13 protein-coding genes, 1 pseudogene and 1 riboswitch are annotated in these 13,700 nt (G+C 64.6%); of the genes and pseudogenes, 5 read left to right on the top strand and 9 right to left on the bottom strand.

The genetic code is table 11. The features are described 5' to 3' along the window. Positions 1-35: 35 nt before the first annotated feature. Together cobW and VE26_RS01210 are read right to left on the bottom strand one after the other, a co-directional pair. Positions 36-1,094 carry a cobalamin biosynthesis protein CobW gene (gene cobW, locus VE26_RS01215; RefSeq protein ID WP_046103419.1) on the bottom strand — a complete coding sequence of 353 codons (1,059 nt, stop codon included), beginning with the start codon at positions 1,092-1,094 and terminating at the stop codon, positions 36-38. A gap of 109 nt (positions 1,095-1,203) precedes the next feature. After that, positions 1,204-1,421: riboswitch (cobalamin riboswitch) on the bottom strand. Positions 1,422-1,441: 20 nt separating this feature from the next. Beyond that, positions 1,442-2,086 carry a hypothetical protein gene (locus tag VE26_RS01210; RefSeq protein WP_152658666.1) on the bottom strand — a complete coding sequence of 215 codons (645 nt, stop codon included), beginning with the start codon at positions 2,084-2,086 and terminating at the stop codon, positions 1,442-1,444. 139 nt (positions 2,087-2,225) lie between these two features. Here VE26_RS01210 and VE26_RS01205 point away from each other — a divergent pair, with 139 nt between their 5' ends. Together VE26_RS01205 and VE26_RS01200 are read left to right on the top strand one after the other, a co-directional pair. Next, on the top strand, positions 2,226-2,477 hold the full coding sequence (locus tag VE26_RS01205) for a DUF2164 domain-containing protein (protein ID WP_046103418.1): 252 nt from the start codon (positions 2,226-2,228) through the stop codon (positions 2,475-2,477). Positions 2,478-2,558: 81 nt separating this feature from the next. Further along, complete coding sequence (locus VE26_RS01200) at positions 2,559-2,915, top strand: DMT family protein (RefSeq protein ID WP_046103417.1); 357 nt, start codon at positions 2,559-2,561, stop codon at positions 2,913-2,915. Between the two features lie 30 nt (positions 2,916-2,945). Here the strand turns inward: VE26_RS01200 and VE26_RS01195 are convergent, their stop codons facing one another. Then, on the bottom strand, positions 2,946-3,953 hold the full coding sequence (locus tag VE26_RS01195; protein WP_046103416.1) for a zinc ABC transporter substrate-binding protein: 1,008 nt from the start codon (positions 3,951-3,953) through the stop codon (positions 2,946-2,948). Positions 3,954-4,251: 298 nt separating this feature from the next. Here VE26_RS01195 and znuC point away from each other — a divergent pair. From znuC to VE26_RS01180, 3 genes and pseudogenes are all read left to right on the top strand, one after another. Next, positions 4,252-5,049 (top strand): annotated as a pseudogene (znuC, locus tag VE26_RS01190) (zinc ABC transporter ATP-binding protein ZnuC); the annotation flags it as partial. A gap of 41 nt (positions 5,050-5,090) precedes the next feature. Further along, positions 5,091-5,909: a metal ABC transporter permease gene (locus tag VE26_RS01185; RefSeq protein ID WP_046103415.1), complete on the top strand. Its 819-nt coding sequence runs from the start codon at positions 5,091-5,093 to the stop codon at positions 5,907-5,909. Continuing rightward, the gene (locus tag VE26_RS01180; protein ID WP_046103414.1) at positions 5,899-6,312 is read left to right on the top strand and encodes a Fur family transcriptional regulator; all 414 of its coding nucleotides are present in this window, start codon (positions 5,899-5,901) and stop codon (positions 6,310-6,312) included. Before VE26_RS01185 ends, VE26_RS01180 begins: the two co-directional genes overlap by 11 nt. Here VE26_RS01180 and VE26_RS01175 read toward each other — a convergent pair whose 3' ends face one another. The 6 genes from VE26_RS01175 to ileS all read right to left on the bottom strand — a co-directional run bounded on the left by VE26_RS01175 (position 6,313) and on the right by ileS (position 13,677). After that, on the bottom strand, positions 6,313-6,690 hold the full coding sequence (locus tag VE26_RS01175) for a GFA family protein (protein WP_046103413.1): 378 nt from the start codon (positions 6,688-6,690) through the stop codon (positions 6,313-6,315). It abuts the gene before it with no gap. A 46-nt stretch (positions 6,691-6,736) separates the two neighbouring features. After that, a complete protein-coding gene (gene rsmD, locus VE26_RS01170; protein WP_046103412.1) occupies positions 6,737-7,294 on the bottom strand; it encodes a 16S rRNA (guanine(966)-N(2))-methyltransferase RsmD in 558 nt (185 codons plus the stop codon). 106 nt (positions 7,295-7,400) lie between these two features. Beyond that, a complete protein-coding gene (locus VE26_RS01165; protein WP_046103411.1) occupies positions 7,401-9,125 on the bottom strand; it encodes a pseudouridine synthase in 1,725 nt (574 codons plus the stop codon). Positions 9,126-9,246: 121 nt separating this feature from the next. After that, a complete protein-coding gene (locus VE26_RS01160) occupies positions 9,247-9,945 on the bottom strand; it encodes a hypothetical protein (RefSeq protein ID WP_046103410.1) in 699 nt (232 codons plus the stop codon). 81 nt (positions 9,946-10,026) lie between these two features. Next, entirely contained in the window at positions 10,027-10,599 is a 573-nt protein-coding gene (lspA, locus tag VE26_RS01155) for a signal peptidase II (protein ID WP_052715581.1), read from the bottom strand. 63 nt (positions 10,600-10,662) lie between these two features. Next, the gene (gene ileS / locus VE26_RS01150; protein ID WP_046103409.1) at positions 10,663-13,677 is read right to left on the bottom strand and encodes an isoleucine--tRNA ligase; all 3,015 of its coding nucleotides are present in this window, start codon (positions 13,675-13,677) and stop codon (positions 10,663-10,665) included. Positions 13,678-13,700 lie beyond the last annotated feature (23 nt).

The raw sequence follows: 13,700 nt of genomic DNA, 5'->3' as shown, positions 1-13,700 counted from the left end.
GGTGGGGGCGCTGCATGCGAACCATGCGCAGGGTCCTAGGCCGGGACAGGTTCGGCGCGGCGGAGGCTGGCGGTGATCGCATCCCGGTCGAGCGGGCTTTCCCCGATCACGACGAGATTGGTCTCGCGCGTTTCGCCCGGCTTCCAGGGGCGGTCGAAATAGGCGGTGACGCGCGGACCGACGGCCTGGATGGCGAGGCGGGCCGCAGCGCCGGGAATGGCGGCGAACCCCTTGAGGCGCAGGATGTCATGGGACTTTATCGCCGTTTCGATGGTGGCGAGCAGGTGTTCCTTGCCCTCGACCGCGGCCAGATTGAGCGAGAAGCTGTCGAAATCGTCGTGTTCGTGGGTCTCGCCGCCATGTTCGAGCTCGTGATGGCTGGGGCGGTTGTCGATGTCGCCTTCCGATTCCATGCCCATGCCCAGAAGGGCGGTGACATCGACGTGGCCATTGGCGGCGCGGACAATGCCGACGCCGGGGCGCAGTTCGGCGCGGATATTCTGCTCGACCTTTTCGAGCAGGGCCGGATCGACGAGGTCGGTCTTGTTGATGATGACCATGTCGGCGGCGGAGAGCTGGTCCTCGAAAAGCTCGCCCAGCGGGGTTTCGTGGTCGAGCATCTCGTCCTGGCGGCGCTGGGCATCGACGGCGGCTTCATCGGAGGCGAAACGACCCTCGGCCAAAGCTGCGGCATCGGCTACGGTGACGACGCCATCGATAGTGACCTGGGCCTTGATCTCGGGCCAGTTGAAGGCGCGGATCAGCGGCTGGGGCAAGGCAAGACCCGACGTTTCGATGACGATGTGATCGAACTTTTCGGGGCGGGCGAGGAGCGCCTGCATGGTGGGAATGAACTCATCGGCCACGGTGCAGCAGATACAGCCATTGGAGAGCTCGACCATGTCCTCCTCGCGGCAGGTTTCGTCGCCGCAACCGGCGAGAATATCCTTGTCGACACCAAGATCGCCGAATTCGTTGATGATGAGCGCGATGCGCTTGCCCTTGGGGGCATGGGCCAGCATGTGACGCACGAGGGTGGTCTTGCCGGCGCCCAGAAAGCCGGTGATGACGGTGGTGGGGATCTTGGTGGTCATGCGCGCTCGCCTCTACAATCCTTGGGGCAAAACGGACGCGCGCGCAGGGCAGCCGAAGCGCTGCCAGCACTGCCCGCCGTCCGCCCGACAGCCGTGAACAGGTGGGGCATGGTGCCCCGATGTGCCGGCAGGTCTCCTGGCTCGCGGCGAATGCAGCGCTCTCACCTTCCCGCGCTCTCAAAGGATGCGCAGTGGCTTTCGAGAGCGCCCGCCGCTTACAGTTGCGGGGGCAGCCACGGTCTTGGTCCCTGATGGGTACGCCGCACCGTGTTCCCTTTTGATCCCGTTGCGCCTGGCGCGCGGGGAACCGTCACATGAAGAGCTTTACGCCCTCGATGGCCGTGGGGTCAATATTGGGGCTGCGGCAGATCCTCGGGCCAGGGATAGCCGATGGTCAGCACTTGGACCCGGGTATCGAGCGTTGCGAGCAGCGGATCGGCGCTGGGCACCTGCACCTCGCCGGCTACGGGCGTCACGTCAATGTCCTGGGGGTAATCCTCGGCGGGGGCGAAGCGGATGGAGAGATAGCAGCCCCCTTCCAGCACGCCCGCCAGGGCTCCGTCATCGATGATCGCATAGCCGCCATAATCCCACCAGAAGCCGCCCACGGCGAACGGCTGGCCATTGAGAGCCTCGACTTCGGCCACGCTCATGCCGATGCGCACGCCCTGTGGGCCGGCCTGGCTGGGAGAGAGCTCGACATAATTGAGCCGGGCGAGGTTCTGCTCGTCGAACCAGCCGAATTCCATGCGACGATCGGGATCGTCGGGAAAGATGGTGGTGGCCAGCAATTCGGTGCCCTCGGGGCCCGGCACGATGCCGGTGACCACATTGTCGTCGCCAAACGTATCGCGCAGGAGGCTCTCGCTACTATCGGGGCCGAAGATCCCCGCACATTGCACCGGCTCGACGGGCGCATCCCCGGCCAGGGCCGGCGCGGCGACAAGGGCAAGGCTCAGCATGGCAAGCGACAGGCGGGCACGCATGGTCATTTCCTCCTCGGGCAGGCGCATAATGTCGCAAGCCGGAGCGCCCCGCAATCGGCGACTCGGGGTATGAACGGGCCCGCACGCTTTCGTCGCCGGCGCGATCGCGCTTCGGTCTCCGCCGTTCCGCAAGAGGATTGTCACCATGAAGCCCATCACGTTCGATCGCGACGAAACCAAGGCCATCGTTGCCGACATCCAGGACTATTTCCGCGAGGAACTGGACAGCACGATCGGCGCCATTCCGGCGGAAATGCTGATGGCGTTCTTTGCCGAAAAGATGGGCAATTATTTCTACAATGCCGGGCTGCACGACGCGCAGGCGCTGGTGCGCAAGAAGATGGATGGGGTCAGCGACGACATCTTCTCGCTCGAGCGACCCACAAAGGGGCGCTGAGGCGAAAATCCCGCTTCCGCTGGCTTGGCGGAATGATAAAAGAGCCGGCCGGCAGGGCCGGTTCTTTCATCCGGTGCTGCCATGGGCTTCAATTTCGCCACTCTCGCCCCGATCGGGCTGCTGATCGCGTCCAATCTTTTCATGACCTTCGCCTGGTACGGGCACCTCAAGTTTCCCAGCGCGGCGCTGTGGGTGGTGGTGCTGATCAGCTGGGCCATCGCCTTTTTCGAATATTGGCTGGCCGTGCCCGCCAACCGCATCGGCTATGGCGTCTATTCGGGGGCCGAGCTCAAGACCATCCAGGAGGTCATTTCCCTCTCGGTCTTCGTCTTGTTCGCGGTGTTCTACCTGGGCGAGAAGCTGACCTGGAACCACGGTATCGGCTTTGCGCTGATTGCCCTTGGCGCCTTCTTCATCTTCAAGGGCCCGTTGAAATAGGGGCACGCCTGGCGCGCCCCCGTTGCGGGATCAGCCCAGGCAGTCCAGCAGGCCGCTGGCAAGGCCGCGCAGGAGTTCGGGATAAAGATTCGGCCCCTCGGTGAGGGCCGCGCCTTCAGGATCGAGCACGCCGGCACTGGCCTCGGTGCCCTCGACGATGGTGCGGACGATGGCCGGCTCGAAATTGGGCTCTGCGAAAACGCAGGTGGCGCCCAGCTCGCTGACCCTCGCCCGCAACTGGTCGATGCGGGCGGCGCCGGGCATCGCCTCAGGCGAGACCGTGACGGTACCGGCGACCTCGAGGCCGAAGCGGGCTTCGAAATATTGATAGGCGTCGTGGAAGACAATGAAGGGCTTGCCGGCGATGGGGGCAAGGGTGTCGCCCAGCTCGGCGGTGAGCGCGTCGAGCCGGACCTGCTCGGCTTCGGCATTGGCCTGGTAGGTGGCCGCGTTTTCCGGATCGGCCGCGGACAGCGTTGCAGCGATCTGGGTGACCATGAGCTTGGCATTTTCCGGGTCGAGCCAGAAATGCATGTCCCCTTCGCCGTGATCGTGGCCGGCATGATCGTCGTGGTCGTGATCGTGCGCATGATCGTGATCGTGGTCAAGGTCATGGTCGTTATCGTGGTCATGGTCATGGTCGTGATCATGGGCGTCTTCGCCATGGGAATGGGCTTCGAAGGCGCCGCCTTCGCGGACGGGCAGCAGCGTAATGCCCGGCGCCTCGGCCAGTTCGACCACCTCTGCCCCGCCGGACAGCGTATCGAGCGCATCAGCGAGGAACAATTCCATGCCATGGCCGGTCCAGAAGACGATGTCGGCGCTTTCGAGGGCGGCGGCATCGGAGGGACGGAGGGAATAATTGTGCGGCGAGGCCGACCCCCGCACGATAAGATCGGGCACTGCCACATCGCCCATCACCGCAGACACCAGAGAATGGACCGGCTTGGTCGACGCGACGACTGCCGGGGCGGCGAAAGCGGTGCCGGTCAGCAGCAAGGCGGCAAAAGCGGCGAGGGGAAGGGTGAATTTCTGCATCGTCTGGCCTCTTGGCAAAGGGAGGATCGGAAGCGATATGTTATGTTATTACGCTTGCGGCGGTGTTATGCTATAACGTATTGAACGGCGTCAAGCGGGGTTGTGGAAAATCGGCCAGGGCTCGCAGCGTTCGATCTTTCGGGAACGATCAGGCTGACCTGACAGGCTTCCCAAGGCTGGCGCCTGCCGAAACGTTGTTTCAACAGCCATTGCTGCCGTCGCGGGCATGACATTGCGGATCTAAAAGGCGTGCGGCTTCGAACGGCCGCCGTGCCGAGTGAGAATAGTGACGATCGAGATGTACGATCAAAGATATCGGGAAAACCTGATTACCCTTTCGCAGGCCGGGGTGCGCCGGGGCGGCCGTGTGCTGGTGGAGGGGGTGGACCTGACCATTGCGCGGGGCGAGATCGTGACGCTGATCGGCCCCAATGGCTCGGGCAAGTCGACTACCGCCAAGATGGTGACGGGCGTATTGAAGCCGAGCATGGGGAAAGTGGCGCGCAAAGCGGGGCTCACGATCGGCTATGTGCCGCAGAAGCTCTCCATCGACTGGACTCTGCCGCTGACGGTCGAGCGACTGATGACCCTGACGGGCGAACACGCCGCCAGCGCGATCGAGGCGTCGCTGTCGGCGGTGGGGGCGTCGCGGCTGCGCAAGGCGGCGGTGCAGGAATTGTCGGGCGGGGAATTCCAGCGCGTGCTGTTTGCCCGCGCCATGATCCGCAAGCCGGACCTGCTGGTGCTGGACGAGCCGGTGCAAGGGGTCGACTTTTCCGGCGAAGTGGCGCTCTACGAACTGATCCGGCAGATCCGCGACGAGACGCAGGCAGGCGTATTGATGATCAGCCACGACCTGCATGTGGTGATGGCCGAAACCGATACGGTGCTCTGCCTCAATGGTCATGTCTGCTGCCGAGGCACGCCCAACGCGGTCAAGACGAGCCCCGAGTACCTGGCCCTGTTCGGCGCCCGCGCCGCTCAGACGCTGGCGATCTATGAGCATCATCACGACCACGAGCATCACGAGGATGGCTGCGTCGTGGGCGATGAGCACCATCATGGACATGAGCCTGCGGGGCATCATCATGGGCATTGAGATTTCGGCGGCCCGCGTCTCTGACAGAGAGATGAAAAATGTTCGGTGACTTCTTTTCCCGCGCTCTTATTGCCGGCGTGGGCCTTGCGGCCGTGACCGGACCGCTGGGCTGTTTCGTGGTCTGGCGGCGCATGGCCTATTTCGGGGACACGATGGCGCATTCGGCGCTGCTGGGCGTGGCGCTGTCGATCCTGTTGTCGGTCAACATGACGCTGGGCGTCTTTGCCGTGGCTGCCATGGTGGCGGGTGCCCTGTTGCTGCTGCAACGGCAGAACACGCTTTCTACCGATGCGCTGCTGGGCATTCTCAGCCATTCGAGCCTTGCCGTGGGCCTCGTCATCGTGGGGTTCCTCACCCAGGTGCGGATCGACCTCATGGGCTTTCTGTTTGGGGATATCCTGGCGGTGTCGGTGGAGGATATCGCCATCATCTATGGCGGCGGCATCGCCATTCTCGCCATTTTATGGCTCAACTGGCGGCCCCTGCTGGCGGCGACGGTGAGCCCGGAACTGGCGGAAGCCGAAGGCTTGCGACCCGAGGTCAGCCGGATCATCCTCATGCTGCTGATGGCCTCGGTCATCGCCATCGCCATGAAGCTGGTGGGTGTGCTGCTGATCACCTCGCTCCTCATCATCCCCGCCGCCACGGCACGCCGGCTGAGCGGCACGCCGGAAATGATGGCCTGGGTGGCGGCGCTCCTGGGCGGGGTATCGGTGGTGGGCGGCTTGTTTGGGTCGCGCACCTGGGATACCGCTTCGGGACCATCCATCGTTGTCATGGCACTGGCAATTTTCCTTGTATCGCTGGCCGTGCCCACCGCGCGGCTGTTTGGCAGGAGAGAACACAATGGCGCATGAACATGCCAAGCCGGCAGACCTGACACGCAACCAGGAACTGGTGCTCGGCGCGCTCAACCACGCCCCTGCCCCGCTGTCGGCCTATGACATTCTCGACCGGCTGCGCGGCGACGGGTTACGCGCACCGCTGCAGGTCTATCGCGCGCTGGAGAAACTGGTGGAGCGGGGCCTCGCCCACCGTCTGGAATCGCTCAATGCCTTTGTGGCCTGCGCCGACAGCCATTGTCATCGCAAGGGTCTGATCGCCTTCGCCATCTGCGAGATTTGCGGCAAGGTGGACGAATTTGCCGACGCAGTGATCGAGGAGCGCCTCGGCGGCTGGGCGCAGCAGACCGGTTTCAAGGTCGAGCGCACGACCATGGAAATCCGCGGCAAATGCGCGGCCTGCCTAGCCGCAGCCTGATCACGGATCGGCTGGAAACATCGGCGTGCCTGCCAGGATGGGCAGCCAGCGTTCGCGCCGCTTGGCCCAGCCCTCCACGAGGGGCCTGATGTCGCTGGGCGCGTCGTCGAGCGTACCGAGATGGATCTCGACCTTTTCATCACCCTTGTTGAACAGGTGTGAGCCGCATTGCGGGCAAAAGGAACGCCCGGCATAGCTGCGCACCTCGCCGGTGGTGGAAAACTGGTACAGGTGCCAATCGGCATAATGGAGGAAGGCCGAGCCGGTCACCTTGCGGCAATCGGCGCAATGGCAGAGGCCGGCGGTCAGGGGCTCGCCGCGCAGATGGTATCGCACGGCGCCGCACAGGCAGCCCCCGCTTCGTGTGGTCTCGGCCATGATGTTCTCCTCGGTGGGAGGACAACTCGGAGCCGAAACAAAAGGTTCAGCCGGAAAAGACCAGAAAGCGCACGGCAGCCGCGCCATAGATGCGCGTATCCTCGAGGGTGAAGCGGGCGGGGATTTCCACCTCGGCACTGGCCGCTTCTTCCCAGACGATGGTGGCGTCCGGCGCCAGCCAGCCATTGGCCGCAAGCTCGACCAGGGCCTTCTCGCCCAGACCCTGATTATAGGGGGGGTCGAGGAAGACGAGGTCGAACTGCCCGAAAGTGCCGGGCGTGCCAAGCGCGGTGGCATCGCGGCGCAGGAGCTTGGTGATTCCGGCCACGCCAAAGGCCTGGACGTGATCGCGGATCAGGCCACGCGCCTCGGCGCCGGTATCGACGAAGGTGACATGGGCGGCGCCGCGCGAGAGGGCTTCGAGGCCGAGGGCCCCAGTGCCGGCAAAGAGGTCGAGAACGCGCTTGCCCTCCAGCACCGGACCCAAGCGAGAGCCCAGGATGTTGAACATGGACTCGCGGGCGCGGTCGGAGGTGGGGCGAATGCTGTCATCGGAGGGTGAGGACAGCGTCTTGCCGCGATATTTGCCGGCGACGATGCGCATGTTTGTCTATTCCGCCGGGCTATCCCCGCGATGGCGGGATGCCCTTTTTTGCTGATGGACCGAAAACGGGGACCCCCGCTTGCGCGGGGGTGACGGCTTGGCGGACCTAGCCGCGCGGCTTGCGCGGACCGCTGGGGCGACCGGCGGGAGGACGCGGGCCGGACGAGGGACGGCCACCCATGGGCCGGGCGCCGCCGGGCTTGCCAGCGAACGGCTTGCCGCCGCCAGGACGGCCATTCTGCGGCCGATCCCCGAAAGACTTGCCTACCGGGCGACCCTGAGGGCGGTCACCGAAAGACTTGCCGGCGGGACGGCCCTGCGGACGGTCACCGAAAGGCTTGCCGGCAGGACGGCCCTGGGGACGGTCGCCAAAAGACTTGCCGGCAGGACGGCCCTGGGGACGGTCGCCAAAAGACTTGCCGGCGGGACGGCCCTGCGGACGGTCACCGAACGGACGGTCGGGGCGCGGGCCGCGGCTGGGCTTGTCGCCGAAGGCGCGCTGCGGACGATCACCGTAATCGCGCTTGGGACGATCCTCGAAGCTGCGTTCGGGACGCGGGCCGCGGGCGGGACGATCGCCGACATTGCCGCGGGCCGGCTTGTCGCCGAAATCGCGCTTGGGACGGTCGTTGAAGCCGCCCCGCGCCGGGCGATCCCCAAAATTGCCACGAGCCGGACGGTCATCGTCGCGGCGTGGCGGGCGGTCGCCAAAATCGCGCCGTGGCTTGTCGCCAAAGGACTTATTGCCGAAAGACTTGCCGCCTTCGGGGCGATCGCCACGCGGGGCGGGCTTGCCGAAAGAGCGCGCAGGCTGGTCGTCGCGGTCCGGGCGCTTGCGGTCGGCGCCCTTGGGCGTATAGGCCTCGGGCGCGCGGCCATCATCGTCGAAATGGACACGGCGCGGGCGACCGGTGGGACGCTCCTCGGCACGGCTGCTGAAACCGGATTTGCCGGCGCGGGCCGCTTCGCGCGACGGATTGGGACGGGCATGATCGCGGTCGCGCGGGGAGCGGACGCGATAGTTTTCTTCGCGCTGCGGCTCGAAATCGGGCATTTCGCTTTCGAAATCAACGCCGGCAGACTCGGCCAGCTTCTTGCCGAGCTGGTCGCGCAGCATGCGGGCCTTGACCATTTCGACGCCGCCTTCGGCCAGTTCGCCGAGCTGGAAGGGACCGTAGGACACGCGGATCAGCCGGTTGACCTCGAGGCCGAGCGAGCCCAGCACATTCTTGACTTCGCGGTTCTTGCCTTCGCGCAGGCCGAGCACGATCCAGACATTGGAGCCCTGCTCGCGCTCGAGCGTCGCGGTGATGGGACCATATTGGATACCGTCGACGGTAATGCCCTGCTTGAGCGCATCGAGCTGGACCTGGGTCACCGAGCCATAGGCGCGGACGCGATAGCGGCGCAGCCAGCCGGTGGAGGGCAGCTCGAGCACGCGCTTGAGGCCACCGTCATTGGTGAGCAGCAGGAGGCCTTCGGTATTGATGTCGAGACGGCCCACGGTGAGGACGCGCGGCAGGCCCATGCGGTCGAGCGCTTCGAAGATGGTGGGGCGGCCTTCGGGGTCCTTCTCGGTGACCACGAGCCCTGCGGGCTTGTGATAGAGCCAGATACGGGTGCCCTGGCGGGCCGCCAGCGGCAGGCCATCGACCTCGATCTTGTCGCGGCTGGTGACGTTGAAGGCGGGAGTGACCACCTTCTTGCCATTGACCGAGACGCGGCCATCGGCAATCCAGCCTTCGGCGTCGCGGCGCGAGCAGAGGCCGGCGCGGGCAATGACCTTGGCCAGGCGATCGGCGGATTCGGGTTGTTTGGGAGCGTCGCTCATCGGCGGACTTTCTACATGCGGGACCCAAAAGCTGTCCGAGGGTTCGGCAGCGGGCGGCGCGGGAAATGGAAAGGCGGCCGGATGAACCGGCCGCCGGAATTCGGTTGGAGGCGCGACGACCTCAGAGCTTGGTGTCGCGATCCGTCAGACGGGCACCGGGCGTTGCCGTGGTGGCGCTGCCGCTCGGACCCGAACTCTGGAGGGCGCGGCGCACTTCGGCCGGGCAGCGATCATCGCGCAGCGACACGAGATCGCCATTGCTGGCGCGGCAGACCAGCTGCGCATCGCCCACGCGGGTGAAATATTCGGCCGGCGGCAGGTAGAGCGGGCGGCTGGCATTGCCGGTGACCTGCATGTTGGAGGCACGCATGCGGGCGGTCATCTGGTTGATCTCGGCCTCGGTCAGCGGACGGCCGGAGAGCGAGCGCAAATCGACAACGCGGGCATTGCGCAGGTTTTCGATGTCGGCCGCGCTCAGATTGGCGGTATCGAGCTGGACGCGGGAGCTGTCGACCGGCAATTGCGCGGATGCGGCCTGGGTGGTGGGAGTGGGCAAAGCGGCCTGGTTGCGCGGCAGCACCAGGGGCGCGCGGGCGGCAGTCAGGTCTTCCTTGGGTTCCTCGCCGGGGATGAGGCCGACGCCGCGGGCGGTGGTGTTGAGCACTTCGCGCTCGAAGGTGCGGAAATCGCCCATGGCATTGGTGCCTTCGACCGTGGTGCAGGCACCCAGCGCCAGGACGGCCAAGAGGCCGAGTGCCGCAAGGGCGGCGCGATAAGCAGTCGAAAGAGCAGTCGTGTGCCCGGTCAATCCATTACGCATGCAACATCCCTTCGATTTCGGCGGCTTCTATAGCGCATTCGTAGCGCTAAGGCCAGATTCTGGCAGCAAGGTGATCGCCGGTCAGGCCGGCCTGGTACTTTTGGGGCGGCCGAGGCCCAAAAGATCGGCAAGGAGCAGGATCACGCCGAACGTTATCGCCACGTCGGCGAGATTGAAAATGTAGAACGACCAGGTGCCCCAGTGGAAGTGGAAGAAGTCGGCAACGGCGCCATAGAGCAGGCGATCGAGGGCGTTGGACAGCGCCCCGCCGATGCACAGGGCAAGGCCGAGCCGGATCAGCATGACATCGGCGCGCCACCACCAGATGGCCAGAGCGATGATGGCGATGCCCATGATGATGCCCAGCACCCACACCGGCAGGCCATCGAGCAGTCCATAGGAAATGCCCGTGTTCCAGACGAGGACATAGTCGAAAAATGACGTGACGGGAATGATCTCGCCGCCGCGCCAGCCGGTCATGCTCACGGGCACGTAGCCGAAGGGGACCTGGACGCAGAGCGCCTGGCCGAGGGCGTAGCATTCGGCGGCGATGTGAAAGCCCTTCTGCGCGCGGTCGATGCCGAAGGCGAAGATGGCCGCCATCAGCGAGACGAGGATGGTGGGATTGCGCAGGGAATGGGAATTCAGTGTCACCGACAGCTCCGTTGTCGCCCGCCTCCCCCATAAAGGGGAGGGTTGGAGAGGCAATCCCTCAGTTTACAGGCCCGCGGCCGCACGCTCGCGCAGGGCCTGGGCGTCGCGCGGGGAGACATCGGGATATTCCGGGTCGGAGCCGACTTCGGGCAGCACCCTCCAGGAGCGGGCGCAGCGCTGGCCTTGGGCCAAAGCGGGGACCACCGACACGCCGGGCACGTCTTCGAGGCGGAAGCCTTCGGAGGGGCCCTCGTTCTGATGCAGCTCGACGGCCGAGGTGATGGCGATTTCCGCCAGATCCTGTCCTTCGAGCGCCACGATATAGCGCGGGTCGGCGACAAACACCTTGGGTGCGGCTTCGAGCGAGGAGCCGATGCGCTTTTCACGGCGTTCGATTTCGAGCGCACCGGTGACGACGCGGCGTACGGCGCGGATCAGCTGCCACTTGCTCGCCAGATCGGTATCGATCCAGTCGGCCGGGATCTCCGGGAAGAGGCGCAGATGCACCGATTCCTCATCGCCCGGATGCCGCTCCAGCCAGCACTCTTCCATGGTGAAGACCAGGATCGGGGCGAGCCAGGCGGTGATGGCGTTGAACAGGTGATCGAGCACGGTCAGGGCCGAGCGGCGCTTGATGGAGCTGATCGGATCGCAATAGAGCGTGTCCTTGCGGATATCGAAGTAGAAGGCCGACAGCTCGATGTTCATGAAATTGCTGAGCAGGGTGACGACCTTGCGATAGTCGTATTCCTTGTAGGCGGCGCGCACGCCCTGGTCGAGCTGGGCCAGGCGATGCAGCATCAGCCGCTCAAGCTCGGGCATGTCACTGGGGTCGACGACGTCCTCGGCCTTGAAGTGCGCCAGGTTGCCCAGGAGCCAGCGAAGGGTGTTGCGCAGCTTGCGGTAGCTGTCGACGGTGGTCTGGATGATTTCCTTGCCCAGGCGCAGATCTTCCGAATAGTCGGAGGACGCGACCCAGAGGCGCAGGATATCGGCGCCGAACTGCTTGATGATGTCCTGCGGGGCAACGGTGTTGCCCAGCGACTTGCTCATTTTCTTGCCCTCGCCATCCATGGTGAAGCCATGGGTAAGGACGCTGTCATAGGGCGCGTGGCCGTTGGTGGCGCAGCTTTCGAGCAGCGAGGAATGGAACCAGCCGCGATGCTGGTCCGAGCCCTCGAGATACATCGAGGCCGGGAATTTGAGATGCGGCCATTTCTGCTTGTTGCGCAGCACGAAGGAATGGGTCGAGCCAGAGTCGAACCAAACGTCGAGGACGTCGCGGATCATCTCGTAGTCATCGGCCTTGTAGTCCGAGCCGAGATAACGCTGGGCGGCACCGTCCTTGTACCAGGCGTCGGCGCCCTCTTCCTCGAAGGACTGGGCGATGCGGTGATTGACCGCCTCGTCGCGAAGGATCTCGCCGGTTTGCTTGTGCACGAAGACGGTGATCGGCACGCCCCAGGCGCGCTGGCGGCTGAGCACCCAATCGGGACGATCGGCGATCATGGCGCGCAGGCGGTTCTGACCCGTCGCGGGGTAGAACTTGGTGGCGTCGATGGCCTTGAGCGCCCGATGGCGCAGGGTGTCGCCGGCAGCACCGTCAATGTCCTTGTCCATATATACGAACCATTGCGGCGTGTTGCGGAAGATCACCGGCTTCTTGGAGCGCCAGGAATGGGGATATTGGTGCTTGACGCGGCCACGGGCGATGATGTTGCCGTGCTCGGCCAGCGCTGTGATGACGCGCTGGTTGGCGTCGCCCTTCTTGCCATTGTCGTCGATGACGCGCGCGCCCTCGAGGCCCGGGGCGTCCTTGGTGTAGAAGCCATCATCGCCCACGACATAGGGGATGGCGGGATCGATGCCGCGATCCTGCAACAGGCGGGTGGAGTCCATCCAGATGCCGAAGTCGTCGAGACCATGGCCCGGCGCGGTGTGGACGAAGCCCGTACCAGCGTCGTCGGTGACGTGTTCGCCGTCGAGCAGGGGCACGTCGAACGTGTAGCCGCCGGCGAGGCCGCGGAGGGGGTGAGCGGCGGTGATAGCGCTAAGCTCTTCAGCAGAGACGGTGGCGCGCTTTTCAAAGCCGGTCACCTTGGCCTTGGCGAAAACCTCACCGACTAACTTATCGGCAATGATTAGCTTGTCGCCAATCTTGGCCCAATTTTCGGCAGGGGCGTCAGTGACTTCATAGAGGCCGTAGGCAATGCGGCTAGAAAACGAGATCGCGCGATTTGCCGGGATGGTCCATGGCGTCGTGGTCCATATGACCACCGATGCGCCAATTAGCCGGGACGCTCTAGCTTGCAGATCGGCAATTTCGGTCGCCGCTGTGCTCTCTCGCCTATAATGATCGGTAAGGCGAACAACAGCGGTCATATCGACCTTCGAAACCGGGAACTTCACCCAGATCGTATCGCTCTCATAGTCCGCATATTCGATCTCGGCCTCGGCCAGCGCCGTGCGCTCGACGACGGACCACATGACGGGCTTAGAGCCGCGGTAGAGCTGCCCGGACATCGAGACCTTCATCAGCTCGCGGGCGATCTGGGCTTCGGCGTCGAAGCTCATGGTCAGGTAAGGATTGTCCCATTCGCCGAGCACGCCCAGGCGCTTGAATTCCTCGCGCTGGATATCGACCCATTGCTCGGCAAAGGTGCGGCATTCCTGGCGGAATTCCACCACCGGAACCTCGTTCTTGTCCTTGCCCTTGGCGCGGTACTGCTCTTCGATCTTCCATTCGATGGGCAGGCCGTGACAATCCCAGCCGGGGATATAGGCGGCGTTGTGGCCGAGCATCTGCATCGACCGGGAGACCATGTCCTTCAGCGTCTTGTTGAGCGCGTGGCCGATATGGATATTGCCATTGGCGTATGGGGGGCCGTCATGCAGCGTGAAGAGCGGGCGATCCTTGGCCTGCTCGCGCTGACGCTCGTAAATGTCCATGTCTTCCCAACGCTGCAGCCAGATGGGCTCGCGGGCCGGCAGGCCAGCGCGCATGGGAAATTCGGTTTCCGGCAGGAAGAGCGTGGCCGAATAGTCTTTTTCGGTCGCGCCGGGAGCGGTGTCATTCATGGATCGGCAATCGGTGTTTGGAA

This window comes from Devosia chinhatensis (assembly GCF_000969445.1).
GTDB classification, from domain to species: Bacteria; Pseudomonadota; Alphaproteobacteria; order Rhizobiales; family Devosiaceae; genus Devosia; species Devosia chinhatensis.
Note: the sequence above shows the minus strand (reverse complement) of the source record. Positions and strands in the feature narration are given on the sequence as shown.